This is a genomic window from Streptomyces sp. NPDC001858 (assembly GCF_053594615.1).
Window position 1 is genome coordinate 58,995 of record NZ_JBSFEV010000037.1, and the last position, 20,213, is coordinate 79,207.

17 protein-coding genes and 2 pseudogenes are annotated in these 20,213 nt (G+C 71.6%); 12 read left to right on the top strand and 7 right to left on the bottom strand.

What is annotated here, in order from left to right; all coding sequences use genetic code 11:
• Window positions 1–73: 73 nt before the first annotated feature.
• The 5 genes and pseudogenes from pgm (at window position 74) to ACWCPF_RS36190 (ending at window position 4,884) form a co-directional block, all read left to right on the top strand.
• Window positions 74–1,714 (top strand): phosphoglucomutase (alpha-D-glucose-1,6-bisphosphate-dependent), encoded by a 1,641-nt coding sequence (pgm, locus tag ACWCPF_RS36170; RefSeq protein WP_451049352.1) that lies wholly within the window; start codon window positions 74–76, stop codon window positions 1,712–1,714.
• Window positions 1,715–1,841: 127 nt separating this feature from the next.
• Window positions 1,842–2,144 (top strand): hypothetical protein, encoded by a 303-nt coding sequence (locus ACWCPF_RS36175; protein WP_451049353.1) that lies wholly within the window; start codon window positions 1,842–1,844, stop codon window positions 2,142–2,144.
• Window positions 2,144–3,219: pseudogene (locus tag ACWCPF_RS36180) on the top strand (heavy metal translocating P-type ATPase); the annotation flags it as partial. The gene ACWCPF_RS36175 and the pseudogene ACWCPF_RS36180, both read left to right, overlap by 1 nt.
• A gap of 28 nt (window positions 3,220–3,247) precedes the next feature.
• Window positions 3,248–4,067: pseudogene (locus ACWCPF_RS36185) on the top strand (ABC transporter ATP-binding protein).
• A gap of 115 nt (window positions 4,068–4,182) precedes the next feature.
• Entirely contained in the window at window positions 4,183–4,884 is a 702-nt protein-coding gene (locus ACWCPF_RS36190; RefSeq protein ID WP_451049354.1) for a hypothetical protein, read from the top strand.
• 29 nt (window positions 4,885–4,913) lie between these two features.
• Here ACWCPF_RS36190 and ACWCPF_RS36195 read toward each other — a convergent pair whose 3' ends face one another.
• On the bottom strand, window positions 4,914–6,074 hold the full coding sequence (locus tag ACWCPF_RS36195) for a tyrosine/phenylalanine carboxypeptidase domain-containing protein (RefSeq protein WP_451049355.1): 1,161 nt from the start codon (window positions 6,072–6,074) through the stop codon (window positions 4,914–4,916).
• Window positions 6,075–6,296: 222 nt separating this feature from the next.
• On the opposite strand from ACWCPF_RS36195, the gene ACWCPF_RS36200 reads away from it, so the two are divergent.
• From ACWCPF_RS36200 to ACWCPF_RS36210, 3 genes are all read left to right on the top strand, one after another.
• The gene (locus tag ACWCPF_RS36200; RefSeq protein WP_451049356.1) at window positions 6,297–7,145 is read left to right on the top strand and encodes a PP2C family protein-serine/threonine phosphatase; all 849 of its coding nucleotides are present in this window, start codon (window positions 6,297–6,299) and stop codon (window positions 7,143–7,145) included.
• A gap of 60 nt (window positions 7,146–7,205) precedes the next feature.
• Complete coding sequence (locus ACWCPF_RS36205) at window positions 7,206–8,195, top strand: MASE1 domain-containing protein (protein WP_451049357.1); 990 nt, start codon at window positions 7,206–7,208, stop codon at window positions 8,193–8,195.
• Between the two features lie 103 nt (window positions 8,196–8,298).
• Window positions 8,299–9,753, top strand: a complete 1,455-nt coding sequence (locus tag ACWCPF_RS36210) for a WGR domain-containing protein (RefSeq protein WP_451049358.1) — start codon at window positions 8,299–8,301, stop codon at window positions 9,751–9,753.
• Between the two features lie 38 nt (window positions 9,754–9,791).
• Here ACWCPF_RS36210 and ACWCPF_RS36215 read toward each other — a convergent pair whose 3' ends face one another.
• Window positions 9,792–10,580: an SAM-dependent methyltransferase gene (locus tag ACWCPF_RS36215; RefSeq protein WP_451049359.1), complete on the bottom strand. Its 789-nt coding sequence runs from the start codon at window positions 10,578–10,580 to the stop codon at window positions 9,792–9,794.
• 126 nt (window positions 10,581–10,706) lie between these two features.
• A complete protein-coding gene (locus tag ACWCPF_RS36220) occupies window positions 10,707–11,294 on the bottom strand; it encodes a hypothetical protein (protein WP_451049360.1) in 588 nt (195 codons plus the stop codon).
• 86 nt (window positions 11,295–11,380) lie between these two features.
• Between ACWCPF_RS36220 and ACWCPF_RS36225 the strand changes: the two genes are divergently transcribed.
• Window positions 11,381–11,914 carry a kinase gene (locus ACWCPF_RS36225; RefSeq protein ID WP_451049383.1) on the top strand — a complete coding sequence of 178 codons (534 nt, stop codon included), beginning with the start codon at window positions 11,381–11,383 and terminating at the stop codon, window positions 11,912–11,914.
• Window positions 11,915–12,042: 128 nt separating this feature from the next.
• Here ACWCPF_RS36225 and ACWCPF_RS36230 read toward each other — a convergent pair whose 3' ends face one another.
• The 3 genes from ACWCPF_RS36230 to ACWCPF_RS36240 all read right to left on the bottom strand — a co-directional run bounded on the left by ACWCPF_RS36230 (window position 12,043) and on the right by ACWCPF_RS36240 (window position 14,126).
• Entirely contained in the window at window positions 12,043–12,849 is an 807-nt protein-coding gene (locus ACWCPF_RS36230; protein ID WP_451049361.1) for an SAM-dependent methyltransferase, read from the bottom strand.
• 120 nt (window positions 12,850–12,969) lie between these two features.
• Entirely contained in the window at window positions 12,970–13,248 is a 279-nt protein-coding gene (locus tag ACWCPF_RS36235; protein WP_451049362.1) for a DUF397 domain-containing protein, read from the bottom strand.
• Window positions 13,245–14,126 carry a helix-turn-helix domain-containing protein gene (locus ACWCPF_RS36240; RefSeq protein WP_451049363.1) on the bottom strand — a complete coding sequence of 294 codons (882 nt, stop codon included), beginning with the start codon at window positions 14,124–14,126 and terminating at the stop codon, window positions 13,245–13,247. The genes ACWCPF_RS36235 and ACWCPF_RS36240 overlap by 4 nt, the downstream gene beginning before the upstream one ends.
• Window positions 14,127–14,456: 330 nt before the next feature.
• Here ACWCPF_RS36240 and ACWCPF_RS36245 point away from each other — a divergent pair, with 330 nt between their 5' ends.
• Window positions 14,457–14,894, top strand: coding sequence for an ATP-binding protein (locus tag ACWCPF_RS36245; RefSeq protein ID WP_451049364.1), 438 nt, complete (start codon window positions 14,457–14,459; stop codon window positions 14,892–14,894).
• A gap of 169 nt (window positions 14,895–15,063) precedes the next feature.
• Here the strand turns inward: ACWCPF_RS36245 and ACWCPF_RS36250 are convergent, their stop codons facing one another.
• The gene (locus tag ACWCPF_RS36250; RefSeq protein WP_451049384.1) at window positions 15,064–16,332 is read right to left on the bottom strand and encodes a PP2C family protein-serine/threonine phosphatase; all 1,269 of its coding nucleotides are present in this window, start codon (window positions 16,330–16,332) and stop codon (window positions 15,064–15,066) included.
• A gap of 342 nt (window positions 16,333–16,674) precedes the next feature.
• Between ACWCPF_RS36250 and ligA the strand changes: the two genes are divergently transcribed.
• Window positions 16,675–18,852: an NAD-dependent DNA ligase LigA gene (ligA, locus tag ACWCPF_RS36255; RefSeq protein WP_451049365.1), complete on the top strand. Its 2,178-nt coding sequence runs from the start codon at window positions 16,675–16,677 to the stop codon at window positions 18,850–18,852.
• A gap of 300 nt (window positions 18,853–19,152) precedes the next feature.
• On the top strand, window positions 19,153–20,213 hold a 1,061-nt coding region (locus ACWCPF_RS36260), incomplete at its 3' end, for a serine/threonine-protein kinase (protein ID WP_451049366.1).

The following is a 20,213-nucleotide window of genomic DNA, read 5'->3' on the forward strand; positions in this document are numbered from 1 at the left end:
TCGCCGACCTCCGCCCCCACGAGGGAGGATGGGAGCCGCAGGTCAATGATCACCGACGTGGAGGAGCGGGCACATGCAGCACGAGCGAGCGGGCCAGGCGGCCGGCCCCGAGGATCTCGTCGACGTCGCCCGGCTGGTCACCGCGTACTACGCGCTGCACCCCGATCCGGCCGACCCGGCGCAGCGCGTGGCGTTCGGCACCTCCGGGCACCGCGGGTCCTCGCTCAACACGGCGTTCAACGAGGACCACATCGCCGCCACCAGCCAGGCGATCTGCGAGTACCGCGCGGCCCAGGGCACCGACGGCCCCCTCTTCCTCGGCGCCGACAGCCACGCCCTGTCCGAGCCCGCCCGGGTCACCGCCCTGGAGGTCTTCGCGGCCAACGGCGTGACCGTGCTCATCGACGACGCCGACGGCTACACGCCCACGCCCGCCGTGTCGCACGCGATCCTCACCCACAACCGCGGGCGCGCCGCCGCCCTCGCCGACGGCGTGGTCGTCACCCCGTCGCACAACCCGCCCGCCGACGGCGGGTTCAAGTACAACCCGCCGAGCGGCGGCCCCGCCGGCTCCGACGCCACCTCCTGGATCCAGGACCGGGCCAACGAGATCATCGCGGCCGGCCTGAAGGACGTCCGGCGCGTCCCCTACGCCCGGGCGCTCGCCGCGCCCACGACCGACCGCTACGACTTCCTCGGCACATACGTCGCCGATCTGCCGAACGTCCTCGACCTGGACGCGATCCGCGCGGCCGGCGTCCGGATCGGCGCCGACCCGCTCGGCGGGGCCTCCGTCGCCTACTGGGGCCGGATCGCCGAACAGCACCGGCTCGACCTGACGGTCGTCAACCCGCTCACCGACCCCACCTGGCGGTTCATGACGCTCGACTGGGACGGCAAGATCCGCATGGACTGCTCGTCGCCGTACGCGATGGCCTCCCTCATCGACCAGCGGGACCGCTTCCGCATCGCCACGGGCAACGACGCCGACGCCGACCGGCACGGCATCGTCACCCCGGACGCGGGCCTGATGAACCCCAACCACTACCTGGCCGCCGCCATCGCCTATCTCTTCGCGCACCGCGAGCAGTGGCCCGCCGCCGCGGGCATCGGCAAGACGCTGGTGTCCTCCTCGATGATCGACCGGGTCGCCGCCGACCTCGGGCGCCGGCTGGTCGAGGTGCCCGTCGGCTTCAAGTGGTTCGTGGACGGGCTGGTCGACGGCTCGCTCGGCTTCGGCGGCGAGGAGTCGGCGGGCGCGTCCTTCCTGCGCCGGGACGGCTCCGTCTGGACCACGGACAAGGACGGCATCATCCTGGCGCTGCTGGCCTCCGAGATCACGGCGGTCACCGGAAAGACGCCGTCCGAGCACTACGCCGGACTGACGGAACGCTTCGGCTCGCCCGCCTACGCCCGTATCGACGCCGTGGCCACCCGGGAGGAGAAGGCGCTGCTCGGCAGGCTCTCGCCCGCGCAGGTCACCGCCGACACCCTGGCCGGGGAGGCGGTCACCGGCGTGCTCACCGAGGCCCCGGGCAACGGCGCGTCCATCGGCGGGATCAAGGTCACCACCGCCAACGCGTGGTTCGCGGCCCGCCCGTCGGGCACCGAGGACGTCTACAAGATCTACGCCGAGTCGTTCCTCGGCCCCGACCACCTCCGCCGGGTCCAGGAGGAGGCCAAGGACGTGGTGGACGCGGCGCTGGCCGGCTGAGCCCGCGCCTCTGATGTGACGCGCGCCACATCTCTGCTCCGGAACTCCGTCCCCGGCCCGTCCGACTACTGAATCGGTACGGCGCGATCCCGACGACGTCGTACGACGTGGTCTGGAGACGCGGTTGATGGACGAGTCCCGGCAATCCTCCCTGCTCGGTGCGGGCGCGGCCTTACGCAGAGCCGCGCCCCCGCCCGCCCTCTGGGGCTTCCTCCTGTTGCTGACCCTGGTCTTCGCCGTGTCGTATACGGCCGGAGCGGCCGCCGGCCCCGTCGCCCCCGGAATGCACAGCACCGAAACCGGCACGGACGACGGCGACGACGGCGGCGGCGGGGGAGTCGGCGACACGGGTGAAACCGGCGACACCGGCGGTATGGGCGACATGGACGGTACGGACGGCATGGAGGACATGCACGGGGGAGGCGGCTGATGGCCGCGGACCCGGTGAGCACCATGCTCATCACCGATCTGACCGTGGGCGGCATGACCTGCGGGGCCTGCGTGACGCGGGTCGAGAAGAAGCTCGGCAGGCTGGACGGCGTCACGGCGACCGTCAATCTCGCCACCGGATCGGCCCGCGTGAGCCATCCCGCGGACATCAGCCGGGACGAACTCGTCGCGACCGTCGAGAAGGCCGGCTACACGGCCGCCCTGCCTCGGCCGCCCGAGAAGCGGGAGCCCACGGGCGACGACAGAGGTGACGGCGGTGACGGCGGCGGTGAGTCCGAGGCCGCCCGGCAGGAACGCCACTGACTCGTCGTCACCGCACTCCTGGCGGTCCCCGTGCTCGTCCTGTCGATGGCACCCGCCCTTCAGTTCCGCAACTGGCAGTGGCTGTCTTCGTGCTCGCCGCGCCCGTCGCCGTATGGGGCGCCTGGCCCTTCCACGAGCGCGCGGTACGAGGCCTGCGGCACTCCGCCGCGGCCATGGACACGCTGGTCTCGCTGGGCGTGGCGGCGTCCTTCGGCTGGTCGGCGTACGCGCTGTTCCTCGGCGGCGCCGGCGACCCCGGTATGCGCATGCCGTTCACGCTGGTGCCGACCGCCTCGGACGGCGTCGCGCACGTCTATCTCGAAGCGGCCGTCGGCGTACCGCTGTTCGTGCTCGCCGGGCGGTTCCTGGAGGCGCGGGCCCGGCACGAGACCGGGGCGGCGCTGCGCTCGCTGGCCCGGCTCGCCGCCGAGGAGGTGTCCGTCCGGGCGGGCGACGGCTCCGAACGACTCGTCCCCATCGAGGAGTTGGGGGTGCGGCAGGTCTTCGTCGTACGGCCGGGGGAGCGGGTCGCGAGCGACGGCGAGGTGGTGGAGGGCAGTTCCGCGGTCGACCTGTCCCTGGTCACCGGCGAGAGCGAGCCGGTCGAGGTGGGACCGGGCTCCGCGGTGGTCGGCGGGGCCGTCAACGCCGGCGGGCTGCTCCTCGTCCGGGCCACGGCAGTCGGCGCCGACACCCAACTAGCCCGGATCGCCCGGCTGGTGACCGAGGCGCAGGCCGGGAAGGCGCGGGCCCTGGACTCCGTATGAAACTGACGAGCGTATGAAACTGACCGTGGACCGGCTCCACATCACCCTGGACCGCAGGCCGATCCTCCGCGAGGTCACCCTGGAGGCCGCCAAGGGCGACATCGTCGGGCTGGTGGGTCCCAACGGCAGCGGCAAGTCCACGCTGCTGCGCACGGTCTACCGTTCGCTGCGACCCGCCCAGGGAGTGGGTGGGCGGCGACGACGTCTGGGAACTCTCCGCCCGCACCGCCGCCCGCCGCACGGCGGCCGTCCTCCAGGACGCCGGCACCACCACCGGTCTGACCGTCACCGAGATCGTCGCCCTCGGCCGCACCCCCCACCACGGACTGCTGGGCCGCGACGGCGCCGAGGACCGCGACGCCGTGGCCGAAGCGGTCGCCCGCTGCGGGGTCGGCCCCTTCGCCCACCGGGACTACGCCACCCTCTCCGGCGGCGAACGCCAACGCGTCCTGCTCGCAAGGGCGTTGGCCCAACGGCCGCAGCTGCTCGTCCTGGACGAACTCACCAACCACCTCGACATCCGCGCCCGGTTCGAACTCCTGGACCTGATCCGCAGCACCGGCATCACCACCTTGGCGGTCCTGCACGACCTGGATCTGGCCGCCCGCCTCTGCGACGCCCTCGTCGTGCTGCACGAGGGCGAAGTGGTCGCGGCCGGCCCGGTGTTGGAAGTCCTGACCCCGGACCTCCTGCGCGAGGTGTTCGGCGTGAGGGGCGACACGCAACGGCATGCCGACGGCGTCGTCCGCATCACCTATGCGGCCCGGCCCCTTGCGACCCCAGAAGATGCGCGAAAACGCTCGACTCTGCCCTGTTCCGACAGAATTGCGTAACCCTTTCATCACCGGCGTCGGATCGGGTTCCGTGCGGCCTGGTGCTGTGCCACACTTCAGCGCTCAGTCACCCTCCATCCATGATCCGTCATCGTAGAAGGTGCTCCGCTGCCGCATGGATCTGCTGATCGGAATCGTAGAGAAGACCGCATCCGCTCTCGCCGCCTCGGGACTTTCACTGCTGGGTCTGCGCATGCTCAGGCCGCGCATCGAGATCTCTCCCGAAATCTCCGCCTGGTGGTCCGAGGAGAAACAGGATTTTCGCTACAGCATCAAGATCTCCAACAAGACCCGGCGTGCGCTCGTCGAGCCTCGATTCGAATTGACGCTTCTCTATCCGAACGAGCGTGACGCCACGAAGAGCAAGCTCGTTCCGCGCGACCGGCCGGACCCAATGTCGATCAGCGGGCGCAAGAGGAACAAGAGCAACGGCAAGGAGCTCGGGACCTACACCATCACCTACGGCGGGAAGGAGGCGGATCTCGTCCTGCTCGCCGGTCAGCGTACGCACGGCAACGCCGACCGGGCCACCTTCCGGTTCCGCTGCTTCGTGCGGGACGGATTCTCCGGGATCGGCAGACAGTTCGAGATGAGGTACGAACTGCCCGCCGATTCGATCGTCTTCGGAACGTTCCGAAGGGGGCGGGTGTTCGGCATCGAGGAGCAGCCGCCGAAGCCGGAGTGGTCGCAGAAGGTGGCCGCGGCGTTCGCGGCGGGCGGTCGCGTGCCGCGCGGTCGGAGCGGGGACGATGCGCCGCTTCCGGTGGCCGAGGAGCCCGGCACTCCCGCCGACGAGGGCGAGCCCGCCGGTCACTGACCTGGTCGACGAGACGCTCGCCGAGCAGGTCAGGGAACCGGGGAAAGGCCCCGCACGATCTCGCGCGTCCGCTCGATGAAGCGCTCGTCGGGTCGTCGGATGCCGTCGCCGAGCTCGGCGACGACATCCGCGTCGCGGAGCAGGGAAAGGCGGTTCAGCGGCCATTTGCCGGCCATCAGGAGATCGTGTTCGCCGGGATTGCGGTCCAGGTGTTCCCGCACCATGCGATAGCCGGCCAGATACACATGGTCCTTGATGAAGCCGCCGGGCTCGGCGGTGTCGACGAGTCCGCGTTTCACGCGCGTCGCCACGTCGAAGGCCGCTTCGACCGGCACGAAAGGCAGCAGGGCGTGGACGACGTCCACGAAACTGCCGCGCAACGCCGTGTGCACGGCGACGACGCGCAGGGCGAATCTCGGATCGAGCGATTTTCCGCCGGTGGCCCGCTGTTCGTTCCACACGGCCAGACCTTCTTCCGTGGCGGTGGCCCCGGAGAGCCGAACGCACAGGACGTCGGCCACCCGGCGGGCGTTCTCCCAGCGAAAGACATGGGTGCCGATCTCGTGGGTGACGAGTCCGACGAGTTCGTTCTCCCCGAGGCGCAGATCCGCGCGGATGTTCACCGTCCGGTTCCCTGACCGGACGCTCATACGGGCGGCCATCTCCGGATGGATCTGGGGCTTCCAGTCGGTCAGACCCTGTGCGACGAGTGTCTTCTCCACGGCCTTCAGCGCATCCGCGGCGGAGAATCTCCGGTCCTCCTCGGGGGGCGTCCGCTCTTTTCTCGCGCGAAGGAATGCGAGGGCTTCGGCGAGCAGCGCTTCGTCGGGCACCCCGTTCTCGGCGGACAGTTCCCGAGTGATGCGGTCGGCCTCGTGGCTCACGCAGGCCTGGAATCTCGCGAGGTGCTTAGACGCCTCGTCCGCCATCAACCGGATCAACGGGTCGTCGTGCGCGCCGTAGTCGTCCACGATCTGCCGCAGGGGCTCGGTGCGGGTCGCATCCGTCTCGGGGTAGGTGAATACCGGACTATGCGGAGATCCCTGCCGCATGTCGCGGACGAATCGCTCCCGCCGGCTCTCGATGTCGTCCGGCAGTACCGCCTTGAGGAGCGAGGTCCGGTTCAGGGCGGCCTCGAACAAGCGAGCCGGAGCATCGGCGCCGCGCATGCTCTCGATCGATATGTTCACGCTGGGATGCCCCTCGGAGTTCGTATCGATGCCGTCGGTGACCGAAGACCGTCGCGGTGGGCATCCTCCTCTCCGGGTCCCGTTTCGGGCCAGGCCCCGAGGCCGCTATCATCCTGTAAAGGTAAAATATGAGGTTTGCCCGATATGGCCGCCCTCTGTCCTCTGCCCGCTGTCCTCTGTCCTGTGCCCTCCTGACGAGCCGCCGTCCCGCCGGAGTGATCAATGTCCCGCAAGCGCCCCACGGAGGACGGCGACGAGCTGCTGGCCCGGCTCGGTTCGCTGACCGCCCAGGCGCGCGAGCGCGCGGAGCTGCAACGCTCCCGCGTCGAGCTGGCCCTCGCCCTCCAGCGCGGCATGCTGCCCAGGGACCTGCCCGTGGCCCCCGGCTTCCGGCTGGCCGTGAAGTACGCGCCCGCCTGCTACGGACTCAACGTGGGCGGCGACTGGTACGACGCCTTCACCATGCCCGACGGCCGCATAGGCCTGTCCATAGGCGACGTCCAGGGCCACAACATCGAGGCGACCGCGTTCATGGGCCAGGTCCGGGTCGGCCTGCGCGCCCTCGCCTCCGTCACCAGCGAGCCCGGCGAGCTCCTCGCCCGAACCAACGACCTGCTGCTCTCCCTCGGCAGCGACCTCTTCGCCACCTGCACCTTCATGCGCCTCGACCCCGCCACCGGAGTCCTGGAGAGCGCCCGGGCCGGCCACATCCCCTGTGTGTGGGCCACGGCGGACGGCAAGTCCGGCGTCGCCGAGGACGAGGGCGGACCGCCCCTCGGGGTCCAGGAGGGCATGGACTACCCGGTCACCCGCTACCGGCTCACCAAGGGCGGAGTCTTCGTGCTGCTCACGGACGGCGTCGTCGAGGGCCCGACCCTGGCCGTCGAGGAGGGCCTCGACCACGTCGTACGGCTCGCGGGCATCGCCGCCGTCGCGGGCATGACCGCGGGCTCGCTCGCCGCCGCGGTGATCAAGGGCGCCGAGCGCGTCGGACACGAGGACGACGCGGCCGTGCTCGTGGTGGGCCACGACGGACTGGTGGCGCCGCAGATCCCCCGGGTTCAGCCATAGGGCCCCAAGGGGCCCGCCACGGCGCGTCTCGCCGCGCCGACAGCGTCACGCCGGTGTCTGATGGCTGCTGTGGTGGGTACCCCGGATCTGCGCCGACCAGCCGCCCTCGCCGTCCTGACGCTGGCCGTCGCGCTCAGCTACTACGCGGCCGGGCGGCTGGGGCTCATGCGGGAGCTCGTCGTCGAGGGCGCGGTCTTCACCCCCATCTGGCCCCCCACCGGAGTGGCGGTGGCCTGCCTGCTGCTCTTCGGGCTCCGCACCTGGCCGGGCATCGCCCTCGGAGCCCTCCTCGTCATCATGTCCCTGACCTCGCTGCGGCCCGTGGTGATGGGCAACCTGGTCGGCAACACCGCCGCCCCCGTCTGCGCCTACCTCATGCTCCGCAAGGTCGGCTTCCGCAACGACCTCGCCCGGCTGCGGGACGGCCTCGCCCTGGTCTTCCTGGGCGCCCTCACCGCCATGCTGCTCAGCTCGACCGTGGGCGTCGGCCTCCTGGTCCTCACCGACAAGCTCGACCCGCGGAGCTTCTGGGCCGTCTGGCTGGCCTGGTGGGTCGGCGACGCGATGGGCGTGCTGATCGTGACGCCGGTCCTGCTCGTGCTGCACGCGATACAGCGCCCGCTGCGGCTGTCCCGCTGGAAGGAGGCCTCGGGCCTGGCGCTCGTCTCCCTCGCCCTCGTCCCGCTGGCCACGCACAGCCCCGTCAGCCTGCTCTTCCTCGTCTACCCCATGCTGATCTGGGCGGCGCTGCGGTTCCAGCTCGCCGGCAGCATGCTGTGCGCCCTGTTCACCTCGGTCATGGCCACGATCGCCGCGACGGACGGGGTCGGCCCGTTCGAACGTCTGTCCCGTGTCGAGGTGATGAGCAAGCTCCAGGCCTTCAACGGGACGATGGCCCTGACCGCCCTGCTGCTCTCCGCGGTGATCACCGAGCAGCGCAACACCCGACGCTCCGTGGAACGCGCCTGCCAGGAACTGGTCGAGGTCCTGGAACACCTCACCGCAGGCGAGACCCCGCCCGGCCGGTCGCCTAAGGATCCCGAGAGCTGACCGCGGGGAGGCACGCGAGGGCGATTGTCAGTGCCTGCGCCTACGGTTCGGTCAGTGGGACCCGCCGGAACGGCCGCGGGTCCACCCTGGGGAGGGGTCTGCCATGTCTACCGCGTCCAGCACGGTGTCGACGACGTATCTGGAGCTGTCGCAGGACGGCGAAGGTGCGCACAAGTTCTACGAAGTGACCGTCGACGGCGTGGTGGTGACGGTGCGGTACGGGCGGATCGGCGCCACCGGCCAGCTGCAGACGACGACGTTCCCGACCGCCGAGAAGGCGCGGGCCGCCGCCGCGAAGAAGGTCGGCGAGAAGGTCCGCAAGGGCTACGCCCCGGCCGTCGCCGGACAGCGCGCCCCGCGTTCGGTGACCCGCCGTCAGGTGACGTCCGCGCCCTCCACCGCACGCGCCGTGGCACCCGTGCTGTGGCGCTTCGCCACCGGCTCCTCGGCGTTCGGCATCCATGTCGACGACGACCACTGCTGGGTCGGCAACCAGTCGGGCGACGTCTACACCCTGGACCACGACGGCGGCGTCCTCGCCCGCTTCAACCTGCCGGACGGCGTGAAGTGCCTGGTCGCCGACGAGTTCTGGATCTACGCCGGCTGTGACGACGGCAAGGTCTACGACCTGTCCTCGAAACTGCCGTTCGCGGCCTACGACATCTCCGCCGACGTCGACATCTTCTGGCTGGACATCCACGAGGGCGTCCTGAACGTGTCCGACCGCGACGGCCGGCTCACCGTCATCGACCACGAGGACGAACACCAGTGGGCCCGGCGCAGCCAGGGCGAGCACGCCTGGATGGTCCGCGCCGACGACCGCGCCGTCTACCACGGTCACCACGCGGGCGTCACGGCCTACGCGCCCGACGGCGGCGGCGAACTCTGGCACACGCCCACCCGCGGCGGCGTCCTGTTCGGCTGGCAGGAGGACGACGCCGTGTACGCGGGAACCGCCCACCGGGTGGTCCAGCGGCTGTCGAAGGCGACCGGCGCGGTCGAGGCCACGTACGGCTGCGACAGCGCGGTGTACTCGTGCGCCACCTCGCCGGGCGGGCGCTTCGTGTTCGCCGGTGACGCGTCGTCGTCCGTCTACTGCTTCGACCGGGACGGCACGCGCCTGTGGAAGCTCGGCACCGGCGGCGGCTCGGCCCTGTCGATGCAGTACCGCGACGACCGCCTGTACCTGGTGACCACGGACGGCTCGCTGGTGTGCGTGGACGCGAGCGAGACGGCCGTCGCCGCGGCGCAGCAGGGCACGGTGCCGGTCGCGCGGGACGTCAAGCTCGCCGCCGCCCTGCCGACCTACGCCCCGGCCACGGCCGCCGCGGCGGTGACCACGCTGGACCGGGCGCCCTCGGGCGCGATCGTCGTCGAGTGCGTCCAGGAGTCCGGCCGGGTCCGGGTGCATGTCGTCTCCGAGGGCTACGACACGTCCTGGAACGTCCAGTTCCCGCGCGAGATACGCGAGCCCGGGGCGCGCTACGTCGTCGACGCCCTGCACACGGCGGCCGGCGGCTTCTACCGCGTCCGCGGGGACATCCGCCGCCTCCTGTGAGCGGGGGCGTCGACGACGGGTGGGGCGGCTACGGGCGGCTACGGCTTACGGGCCAGGCCGCCGTGCTCGCCGATGACCGCCGGGGCCGGCGAGCCGGCCTCCGGACGCCAGAGGGGAACCGGGACGACGCCCGGGTCCAGCAGTTCCAGGCCGTCGAAGTACGCCGTGATCTCGTCCACCGAGCGCAGGTTGTAGGGCACGGCGCCGCTCTCGTTGTAGGCGTCCTGCGCCTGCTCGAAGACCGGGTCGATGCCTCGCGAACCGTCGTTGACGGAGAGATAGCTGCCGGACGGCAGTTCCGCCATCAGCCGGGTCACGATGGAGCGGGCCTGGTCGTGGCCGGCGACGTGGCCCAGGATGTTGCTGAGGATGAGCGCGGTGGGGCGGCCGAAGTCCAGCGTCTCGGCGGCGGCCGCCAGGATGCGCTCCGGGTCCAGCACATCGGCGTCGACGTAGGCGGTCGCGCCCTCGGAGGTGGAGGTCAGCAGGGCGCGGGCGTGCGCGAGGACCAGCGGGTCGTTGTCGACGTAGACGATCCGCGACTCGGGGGCGAGGCGCTGGGCGACCTCGTGGGTGTTGTCGGCGGTCGGCAGGCCCGTGCCGACGTCCAGGAACTGCCGGATGCCCGCCTCGGAGACCAGGTGGGTGATGTTGCGGCGCAGAAAGGCCCGGCTGCTGCGGGCGATGGTGACGATGCCCGGGAAGACGTCGGTGTAGGCGTCGCCGGCCTGCTCGTCGACGGGGTAGTTGTCCTTCCCGCCCAGCCAGTAGTTCCAGATGCGGGCCGAGTGCGGCACCGACGTGTCGATGTTCTGCGGGTCGGTCATGAGGGGCGTCCGTCTTTCAGCCGAGGCGTGAGCAGTTCGAGCTTCAACTTACGTCCCAATGACCCTTTCACGTACATCAGTTCGCGTTTTCGATCGGCTCGAACAGTGCTTTCACGTGTAGCCGGTTCAGTGGCCGCCGGAGGGACGGTCGCACCCGGTGTGGTCGGGATACCCGGCGAAGGCGTCCACCCGAGTGCTTCCGGAGCTCATCGTGCCTTCCAGGCACAGCGGCTGGGCGTCGACCAGGAAGCTCACCCCGGTGGGGCCGTTCTGGTACGACTGCACCTTCCCGGCGGAGTAGCCGAGGCCGGCCAGCGCGCCACGGGTGCTCTCCGGGGCGAAGTCGCCGCGCTCGCGCAGCGGTTCCAGCGCGGCCTCGATGCGCTCGGCGGCCGCGAGCCCGGCGCAGCGGCGCTCACCGTGCAAGGGGATCGGCACCATGAAGCCGTGGTTCTCGGCGTAGTGGTCGAGCGGCGGGGTGGCGGAGGCGGCGAGGGAGTCGGCGGGCACGCTCGGCGTGGGCGTCGGCGCGGGGCTCTCGCCGGGGCACGGGAAGTCCACCGGCGCGCTCGGCGTCCGTGCCGCGGTCGGCGAGGAGCCGCCGTCCCCGGCCGTGTCGCCCGCCCGCTCGGTTCCGCACCCCGCGACCAGTACGGCCAGGATCGCCAACAGCGGTATTCCGAACCGGAGTTCCGTGCGTCTCATCCTCGTCATGCGGCGATCCTCGCGTGCGTCGCGGCCCGCGTCATGAGTCGTCGTACTCATGCCGCCCTCACGGGTCCCGGTAGCGTGGCGGTGTGATGGTGGGCACCCGCGAGACCCGGCTGATCGTGCTGCGCGGCAACAGCGCCTCGGGCAAGTCGTCGGTGGCGGCCGGTCTGCGCGACCGGTTCGGCCGCGGCCTGGCCCTGGTCGCGCAGGACAACCTCCGGCGCATCGTGCTGCGCGAGCACGACCGGCCCGGCGCTGCGAACATCGGGCTGATCGACGCCGTCGCCCGCTACTCCCTGGACGCCGGGTACCACGTCGTCCTCGAAGGCATCCTCTACGCCGACCGCTACGGCGCCATGCTCGCGCGACTGCGCACGGACCACCGGGGCCCGACCCACGGCTACTACCTGCACGTGCCGTTCGCCGAGACCCTCGTGCGCCACGCCACCAAGCCGTACGCCGACGAGGTCGGCGAGGCGGACCTGCGCGACTGGTACCGGGACCTCGATCTGCTGCCGGACGGCGCCGAGACCGTCATCGGCGCCGACAGCGCCCTCCCGCAGACCGTCGACCGCATCATGCGCGAGACGGGCCTGGACGGGCTACCGGCCCGGGAGCACTAGGCGCTCCGCTGGACGTGCCGCGGTGTGCCGTCTCGTTTCGCTGCGCCGCCGTCGTGGCTGGTCGCGCCCGCGCGGCGGAGCCGCAGATGTCAGCGCCCCGCGCCCCTTCGGGGCGCTGCCGAACCGGGTCATGGCTTGATGCCCACGCCCGTCCAGAGGCTGACCTCGGCGTCCGTGGCCTGCGGGGCGCTGTCCGGACGCCAGCGGTGGCCGACCGTGACGCCCGGGTCGAGCAGGTCCAGCCCGTCGAAGAAGCGGGCGACGTCGCTCTGCGAGCGGAACTGCACCGGCGTCCCCGCGCCCGTGTAGATGGCGGTGACCTTCTGCCAGGTGGCCGGGTCGAAGTCGGGCGTGCAGTGGCTGAGCGCCAGCGCGCTGCCCGAGGGAAGCACGGCCAGCAGCCGGCTCACGATGCCGTACGGGTCCTGGGCGTCGGTGACGAAGTGCATGAGGGCGTTCAGCGACAGCGCCACCGGCTGGTCCAGGTCCAGCACCTCGGCCAGCGCGGGCGAGTCGAGCAGCGTGTCGGGGTCGTTGACGTCGGCCTCGACGTACGTCGTGCGGCCCAGGGCCGTGCTGCGCATCAGCCGCTCGGCGTACTTCAGGACCAGGGGGTCGTTGTCGGCGTAGACGACCCGAGCCTCGGGCACCACCGACTGGGCGACCTGGTGCAGGTTCGGCTCGGTCGGGATGCCGGTGCCGATGTCCAGCCACTGACGTATGCCGTGTTCCTGCGCGAGGACCCGGGTGGCGCGGTGCATGAAGGCGCGGTTCTCCCGGGCGCACACGAAGATGCCCGGGTAGGCCGCGGCGACGGTCTCGGCGGCCAGCTTGTCGACCTCGAAGTGGTCCTTGCCGCCGAGGTAGTAGTCGTACATCCGGGCCGAGTGCGGCCTGCTGGTGTCGATGTCCCGCGAGGCGTTCGAGGTGGTCATGTGCGGTGCCCTTCGGTGGTCTGCATGGGGGGTGAGTGCTCTCAGGCCTCAGCCGAACGAGAGGCGGTCAGCCGAACGAGAGGCGCCCGGCCGAGCGAGAGGTGGTCGGCCGGGCGGTGGTCAGCCGGCCACGAGGTGGTCGGCGAGGCCCCGTTTGACTCCCGCGACGAACGCGGCCATCTCCTCGGGGGTGTAGATCAGCGCGGGACCGGCCGGGTCGGTCGACTGCCGCACCGCGACGCGGCCGTCGGAGAGCTGCTTCGTCTGCACGCACTGGCCGCCGTTGGGGCCGCTCCACGGGGACTCCCAGCCCTGCTCGCCGAGGTCGGAGGCGGGCATCCCGTTGTAGACGTCGTGGACCTGGTGGACGTGATGGACATGGCTGTCGATGCCGGTCATGAGTACTCCTTGCGCATACGGTTCAGGAGTGCCCTGCTGACCGTGTCCGAGGTCAGCAGGGACATGCGGTTGTGCGCCTCCAGATGCGCCGCGACGTCGGAGCGCTGGTCCAGGTACACGGCGCCGGAGAGGATCTCGGTGTAGACGATGTCGGGCAGTTCGGGTTCCTCGAACCGGAAGTAGGTGAACGGGGCGCACGCGCCGACATGGGCGCCGGCCGTGAACGGCACGACGTCGACGCTCACATGCTCCAGTTCCGAGACCTCCAGCAGCCGGTCGATCTGCTCCCGCATCACCTCGGGAGCCGCCACCACCCGGTGCAGCACGGCCTCTTCCATCACCACCCACAGCGTGGGGGCGTCGGCTCTCTCCAACAGGCTCTGGCGCCGCAGCCGCAGGTCGACACGGCGGCGCAGATCCTCGTCGTGGTCGTTGGGGAAGCCCCCGCTCAGCACCCCGCGTGCGTAGCGCGGGGTCTGCAACAGCCCCGTGACGTAGTGGGGTTCGTAGGTGCGCAGGGTCTTGGCGCCGGTCTCCAGGCTCACATAGCCGCTGAACCAGCTCGGCAGCACATCCCGGTACGGATGCCACCAGCCGGGCTCGTTGGCCCGCTCGGCGAGCGCGACGAACTCCTCGATCTCCTGCGGGTCGGCCCCATAGGTCTCGAGCAGGATCTCCACGTAGAGCGGCTTGAGGCCGACCTCCGCCTTCTCCAGCCGGCGGATGGTCAGCGGCTTGACCCGCAGGGCCCTGGCCGCGTCCTCCAGCGACGCGCCCGCGTTCTGGCGCCGCTCCTGGAGTCGCCGGCCGAGGATCATGCGCAGAACGGTGGGCGCACCGGTGCCGCTGCTGCCCGTGCCCGCACGGCCTTCGCTCACGCTCCGCCTCCTGAAGGTCACTCACCCTGAAGGTCTGCCGCCGACACCAGTCTGACCGTGACCGGTTGAAGTGAACAGACGGATATCGGCTTGTTGAAATTATCAGGCAGTCGGTTGCAGCCTGAACTTAGGTGCGAGCATAGTTAGTTGTGTGAACCGCGCCGCCGAACACGAGCGTTCCCCCAGCAGGCTCCCCCACCCCCGACGGAGTCGGGCCGCTCGGGCGTTCACGGCGCAGGGCCCGCCCGGAACACCCCTTCCCTCAAGGCCTCTTGCTCACCTTCCCCGGCCTCCGGCCGCTGCTCCCGCCCCCCACGGAAGGCGACCGTCGTGACCCCCCACACGATCTCCCCACAGCCCTTGGACACCTGGAGCCCGGATCGCACACACTGGCTCGAACTCCCCGCGCACCGCTCCAGCGTCTCGGTCGCCCGCCACTCCATGGGCGCGCGGCTGACCGCGTGGCGGCTGCCGGGCGAACTGTGCGCGGACACCGTCCTGCTCCTGTCCGAGCTGGCCACCAACGCCATACGGCACACGCTCGGCACCCGGTTCCTGTGCGGCGTCGGGCTGGTCACGGACGCGTGCCTGCGCCTCGAAGTGCACGATCAGGACCGCACCGGCCGCGGCCTGCCCCGCTGCGAGCCCGGCCCGGACGACGAGGGCGGCCGCGGACTGCTCCTCGTGGAGCAACTCGCCGAAGCCTGGGGCGTCGACCGGTCCAGACTCACGGGCGGCAACGCGGTATGGGCGACCCTGACGGCGTGAGCGAACCGGGGCCGGGCCGCTAACCGGGTCGGGTGAAGTCGGCTGCGGTTCGGCAGCGCCCTGAAGGGGCGCGGGGCGCTCACATTTGCGGCTCCGCCGCGCGGGCGCGACCGGCCACGATGGCGCCGCAGCGAAACGACGGCACATCGCGGCACTTCCAGCGGAGCGCTCAGCAGCCGACGGGCGTGAGTTCGGCCAGCAGCAAGGTGCGGTCGTCGGCCCCGGTCGCGCCGGAGGGCGCGTGCAGGAGCCGATGGCACAGGGACGGCAGTGACGGCAGCGCGTCCGAGCCGTCGCCGCCGACGGGCTCGACGGCGGCCGCCGCGTCCACCGTGCGCGCGAGGCGGCTGATCTCGTGGTCGATGTCGGCGTCCCGTGACTCGACCAGACCGTCGCTGTAGAGCACCAACAGGGCCGGATCCGGCACGCTCAGCACCGTCTCCTCGTAGCTGCCGGTGCCGAGCCCGAGGGGCAGCCCCGCGCCGGTCAGCGTGACCGGGGCCGTCAGACCGTCGGGGCCGCGCAGCAACGGGGGCGGGTGGCCCGCTCCGACCAGCGTGCAGGTGCGCTGCCGGGCGTCCCACTCGGCGTAGATGCAGGTCGCGAAGGAGACGCCGGGGGAGTCCCCGGCGAGCGTGTCGAGCCGGCCTATGAGATCGGCCGCCGGGATGTCGAGCGCCGCCAACGTACGGACCGCGGTGCGTAGTTGAATCATCGCGACGGCCGACTCCGGACCGTGCCCCATGGCGTCCCCGACGATCAGACTCACCCGGTCGCCGGGCCGCCGCAGCACATCGGACCAGTCGCCGCCGACGAGGTTGCCCTGCCCCGCGGGCAGACAGCCGTGGGCGGTGCGGCAGCCCTCGAACTCCTGGGCCGTGCCGGGCGGCAGACTGTTGCGGATGGCGAGCGCGGTGCGCCGCTCGCGCTCGTACCGGCGCGCGTTGTCCAGGGCGACGGCGGCCCGCGCGGCCAGCGCCTCCACGGCGGCCACGTCCGCGGGGGTGAATGCCGCCCGGTCCGGCCCTCGGACACAGGTCACGAGGCCGATCACGACGTCCCGCAACCGCAGCGGGACGACCAGCAAGGACGCCACCCGCAGCAGATCGACGGCGCGCGCCGCACCGTCCCCGGAGGCGATGAGCCGCTCGGACGTGTGCGGGTCCACGCCGTCGCGCACCTGCGCGTGCCCGGCGGTCAGCGCACGGGCGTGGGGCGTGTCACGGTGGAAGGCGATCACCTCGCCGACCGGCAGGACCCCCTCCCAGTCCTCCCACGCGCCGGGTCCGACGCGCAGCGCGATCCGGCGCGCCTCGATCCGGGGCGGGTCCACGCCGACGTGCGCGTTCTCCTCGAGACGCCAGCGCTCCAGCAGGAACACGGAGGCCGCGTCGCAGAAGCCGGGGGTCAGCGCGTGCACGACGTGACTGCCGGTCATGCGCAGGTCGAGTTCCGATCCGATCACGTCGGCCGCGGGGGAGAAGGCCGACCGGCGGGGCGAGGACAGACCGGCGGACGGGTCGTCGGTGCGGCTGTGCGGTTCGTTCCGCAGGGTCGTGCCTTTCCAGTGGGGGTTCCGGCCGTGCGGCGTGGGACAAAGGATCACCGCGTGCCGTTCGCAACTATATGATGGCGCGTCAAGTTACCGGGCGAGGCGGGAAGTTGCGGATGCCGGCCCGCCGGACCCCGGCGGATCCGCGGCTGCCGGGAGGCCCGCGGGCGGGGCGCGCGCGACCGCTGTCCCGGGGCGTTGTCAGTGGTGGGAGGCAGGATGTCGACCATGACTACACCCGGTGCAGTGATTGTGGATGCCGTCGCCTACGCGCAGGCGGTCGAGGACGCGGTGAAGGCGTCGGCCGCCTATTACGGGGCCGGCACGTCGGGGCTGGACGACGACGCCTACGACCGGCTGGTGCGCGCCATCGCGGTGTGGGAGGCCGAGCACCCGGAGCAGATGCTGGCCGACTCGCCGACCGGCAAGGTGGCCGGCGGCGCCGTCGAGGGCGACGTCCCGCACACGGCGCCGATGCTGAGCCTGGACAACGTGTTCTCGGCGGAGGAGTTCACGGCCTGGACCGCCTCGCTGACCCGGCGCATCGGCCGGGAGCCGGCGTGCTACAGCGTGGAGCCGAAGCTGGACGGCCTGGCGATCGCGGCCCGCTACACCCGCGGCCGGCTGACCCGGCTGATCACCCGGGGCGACGGGACGGCCGGGGAGGACGTCTCGCACGCGATCGGCACCGTCCTGGGCCTGCCGGACGAGCTCGCGGAGCCGGTCACGGTGGAGGTGCGCGGCGAAGTCCTGATGACGACCGAGCAGTTCGAGCACGCCAACGAGGTGCGCACCGCGCACGGCGGCGCGCCCTTCGCCAACCCGCGCAACGCCGCCGCGGGCACCCTGCGCGCCAGGGAACGCGCCTACACCGTGCCGATGACCTTCTTCGGCTACGGCCTGCTGCCCCTCCCCGACACCGACCCGGCGACGGCCCGGACGCTGGAGGAGTGCGCCCACAGCGAGCTCATGGCCCGGGCCGCCGCGTACGGGGTGAACACCACGGCCACCACCGCCGTGCCCGGCGTCACCGCCGACACCGTCGACGCGGTCCTGGCCAGGGTGGCGGAGATCGCCGCACTGCGCGCCGCGCTGCCGTTCGGGATCGACGGGATCGTCGTCAAGGCCGACCTGGCGGCGGACCAGCGGGCCGCGGGATCCGGTTCGCGCGCACCGCGCTGGGCGACCGCCTACAAGCTGCGGGCCGTGGAGAAGATCACCCGGCTGCTGGCGGTGGAGTGGAACGTCGGCCGCACCGGCATCATCGCCCCCCGCGCGGTCCTGGAGCCGGTGGAGATCGACGGCTCCACCATCACCTACGCCACGCTGCACAACCCGGCCGACATCACCCGCCGCGACCTGCGCCTGGGCGACCACGTCATGGTCCACCGGGCGGGCGACGTCATCCCCCGCGTCGAGGCCCCCGTCGCCCAGCTGCGCACCGGCGACGAACAGCCCATCGTCTTCCCCGAGACCTGTCCGCGGTGCGGCTCGGGCATCGACACCGGCGAACAGCGCTGGCGCTGCGAGAACGGCCGCAACTGCCATCTCGTCGCCTCCCTCTCCTACGCCGCGGGCCGCGACCAGCTCGACATCGAGGGCCTCGGCCACACCCGTGTCGTCCAACTCGTCGAAGCGGGCCTGGTCGCGGACCTGGCCGACCTGTTCGCGCTCACCCGCGACCAGCTCCTGGGGCTGGAGCGGATGGGGGAGACCAGCACCGACAACCTGCTCGCCGCGATCGGCGCGGCCAGGGCGCAGCCGCTGTCGAGGGTGCTGTGCGCGCTCGGCGTCCGCGGCACCGGCCGCTCCATGTCCCGCCGTATCGCCCGGTACTTCGCCACCATGGACCACCTCAGGGCCGCCGACGCCGAGGCGATCCAGCAGGTCGACGGCATCGGCACCGAGAAGGCCCCGTCCATCGTCGCCGAACTCGTCGAACTCGCCCCGCTCATCGACCGACTCGCCGCGGCCGGGGTGAACATGACCGAGCCGGGCGCCACCCCGCCCGCCCCGAGGACGGCCGAGACTGCCGAAGGCGAAACCGAAGGCGAAACCGAAGGCGAAACCGAAGGCGAAACCGAAGGCGAAACCGAAGGCGAAACCGAAGGCCAAGGCGACGGCCGAAGCGAAGACGGCGGTCCGGAGGGAGCGCTGGCCGGGATGACCGTGGTCGTCACCGGTGCGATGACCGGGGTGCTGGAGAAACTGAGCCGCAACCAGATGAACGAGCTCATCGAACGCGCCGGCGGCCGCTCCTCCTCCAGCGTCTCGAAGAAGACCACCCTCGTCGTGGCCGGAGAGAACGCCGGGTCCAAGCGGGCCAAGGCCGAGACGCTCGGCATCCGCCTCGCGACCCCCGACGAGTTCGCGGAGATTGTCGCCGACCATCTCGTCGTGGGGTGACGTTCGGCACATCGGACGTCTTGGGTCTTGTGAGTGGTTTCATCCTGCACTTGTTGCTCATTGCGCACTGTTCCCGCAGGGGGAGCACGTGTCACCCGATCTCTGACACCACGTCATATGGGGTTCCGGGGACGGAAGGAGAGGTGAACGCCTGCCTTCGGGCAAACGATGACGGTCGTCAGGAAGTGGTCTCGTCAGCCACTTCTGCCCCTAGTCTGTTGTCCAGACCCCCACCGGGCCTTCCCCCGCAGCGTGCACGGGACTCCCACCCGTCACCACGAAGAACAGGCGGCTGAGGGCATGAAGCCACTGCGCCCAGAAGATCCCGAGCAGCTAGGCCCGTACCGTCTTCTCGCCCGGCTCGGCGCGGGCGGCATGGGCCGGGTCTATCTGGCGCGGTCGTCGGCCGGCCGTACCGTCGCCGTCAAGGTCATCCGTCCCGAGATGGCGGAGGACAAAAGCTTCCGCATCCGCTTCCGGCGTGAGGTGGCGGCCGCGGCGGCGGTCGGCGGCGTCTACACGGCACCCGTGGTGGACGCCGCACCGGACGCCGAGACGCCATGGCTCGCCACCGTCTACGTCCCCGGCCCCACCCTCGCCGAGGCGGTCGCCGCGCACGGTCCGCTGCCGGTGGAGACGGTCCTCGCGCTGGGCGCGGGCATCTCCGAGGCGCTGATCGCGGTGCACGCCGAAGGGTTGGTGCACCGCGACCTCAAGCCGTCCAACGTGCTGCTCGCCGAGGACGGCCCGCGCGTCATCGACTTCGGCATCGTCCGCGCCCGGGACGGCTATGAACTCACCGGCACCGGAGGCCTGTTCGGCTCCCTGGAGTACATGTGCCCCGAGCAGGCCACCGGTGACCCGATGGGGCCGGAGGGGGACGTCTTCTGCCTCGGCTCGGTGCTCGCGTTCGCCGCGTCCGGACACTCGCCGTTCAGCGGCGCCGCGGCGGCCGCCCTGCTCTACCAGGTGGTCCATGGCTCGGCCGACCTGACCCGGGTGCCCGAGCCGCTGGACAAGATCATCAGCCTCTGTCACGCCAAGGACCCGGCCCTGCGCATCGGCCCCGACCGGCTCTCGGCGGCCTGCGCCCCGGCAGGCGCCGAGCAGGTGCTGACACAGGGGTGGCTGCCCGCACGCGTAGCCACCATGGTCGCCGACCACCGCGCGGCGGCGGCAGACCTCGACCAGCGTGCGGCGGCGGCGGACTTCGACCACCGCGCGGCCGCGGTTTCAGACTTCGATCACCGTGCGGCGGCGGCGGACTTCGACCAGCGTGCGGCGGCGGACTTCGACCACCGCGCGGCCGCGGTTTCAGACTTCGATCACCGTGCGGCGGCGGCGGACTTCGACCAGCGTGC

Excerpts from the sequence above, each read along its gene's own strand:
- ACWCPF_RS36190 (WP_451049354.1), top strand. The coding sequence starts at position 4,183 with ATGGATCTGCTGATCGGAATCGTAGAGAAGACCGCATCCGCTCTCGCC.
- ACWCPF_RS36235 (WP_451049362.1), bottom strand. The coding sequence starts at position 13,248 with ATGACCGGCATCGACAGCCATGTCCATCACGTCCACCAGGTCCACGAC.
- ligA (WP_451049365.1), top strand. The coding sequence starts at position 16,675 with ATGACTACACCCGGTGCAGTGATTGTGGATGCCGTCGCCTACGCGCAG.
- pgm (WP_451049352.1), top strand. The coding sequence starts at position 74 with ATGCAGCACGAGCGAGCGGGCCAGGCGGCCGGCCCCGAGGATCTCGTC.
- ACWCPF_RS36200 (WP_451049356.1), top strand. The coding sequence starts at position 6,297 with ATGTCCCGCAAGCGCCCCACGGAGGACGGCGACGAGCTGCTGGCCCGG.
- ACWCPF_RS36230 (WP_451049361.1), bottom strand. The coding sequence starts at position 12,849 with ATGACCACCTCGAACGCCTCGCGGGACATCGACACCAGCAGGCCGCAC.
- ACWCPF_RS36175 (WP_451049353.1), top strand. The coding sequence starts at position 1,842 with ATGGACGAGTCCCGGCAATCCTCCCTGCTCGGTGCGGGCGCGGCCTTA.
- ACWCPF_RS36210 (WP_451049358.1), top strand. The coding sequence starts at position 8,299 with ATGTCTACCGCGTCCAGCACGGTGTCGACGACGTATCTGGAGCTGTCG.
- ACWCPF_RS36225 (WP_451049383.1), top strand. The coding sequence starts at position 11,381 with ATGGTGGGCACCCGCGAGACCCGGCTGATCGTGCTGCGCGGCAACAGC.
- ACWCPF_RS36220 (WP_451049360.1), bottom strand. The coding sequence starts at position 11,294 with ATGACGAGGATGAGACGCACGGAACTCCGGTTCGGAATACCGCTGTTG.
- ACWCPF_RS36215 (WP_451049359.1), bottom strand. The coding sequence starts at position 10,580 with ATGACCGACCCGCAGAACATCGACACGTCGGTGCCGCACTCGGCCCGC.
- ACWCPF_RS36250 (WP_451049384.1), bottom strand. The coding sequence starts at position 16,332 with ATGACCGGCAGTCACGTCGTGCACGCGCTGACCCCCGGCTTCTGCGAC.
- ACWCPF_RS36205 (WP_451049357.1), top strand. The coding sequence starts at position 7,206 with ATGGCTGCTGTGGTGGGTACCCCGGATCTGCGCCGACCAGCCGCCCTC.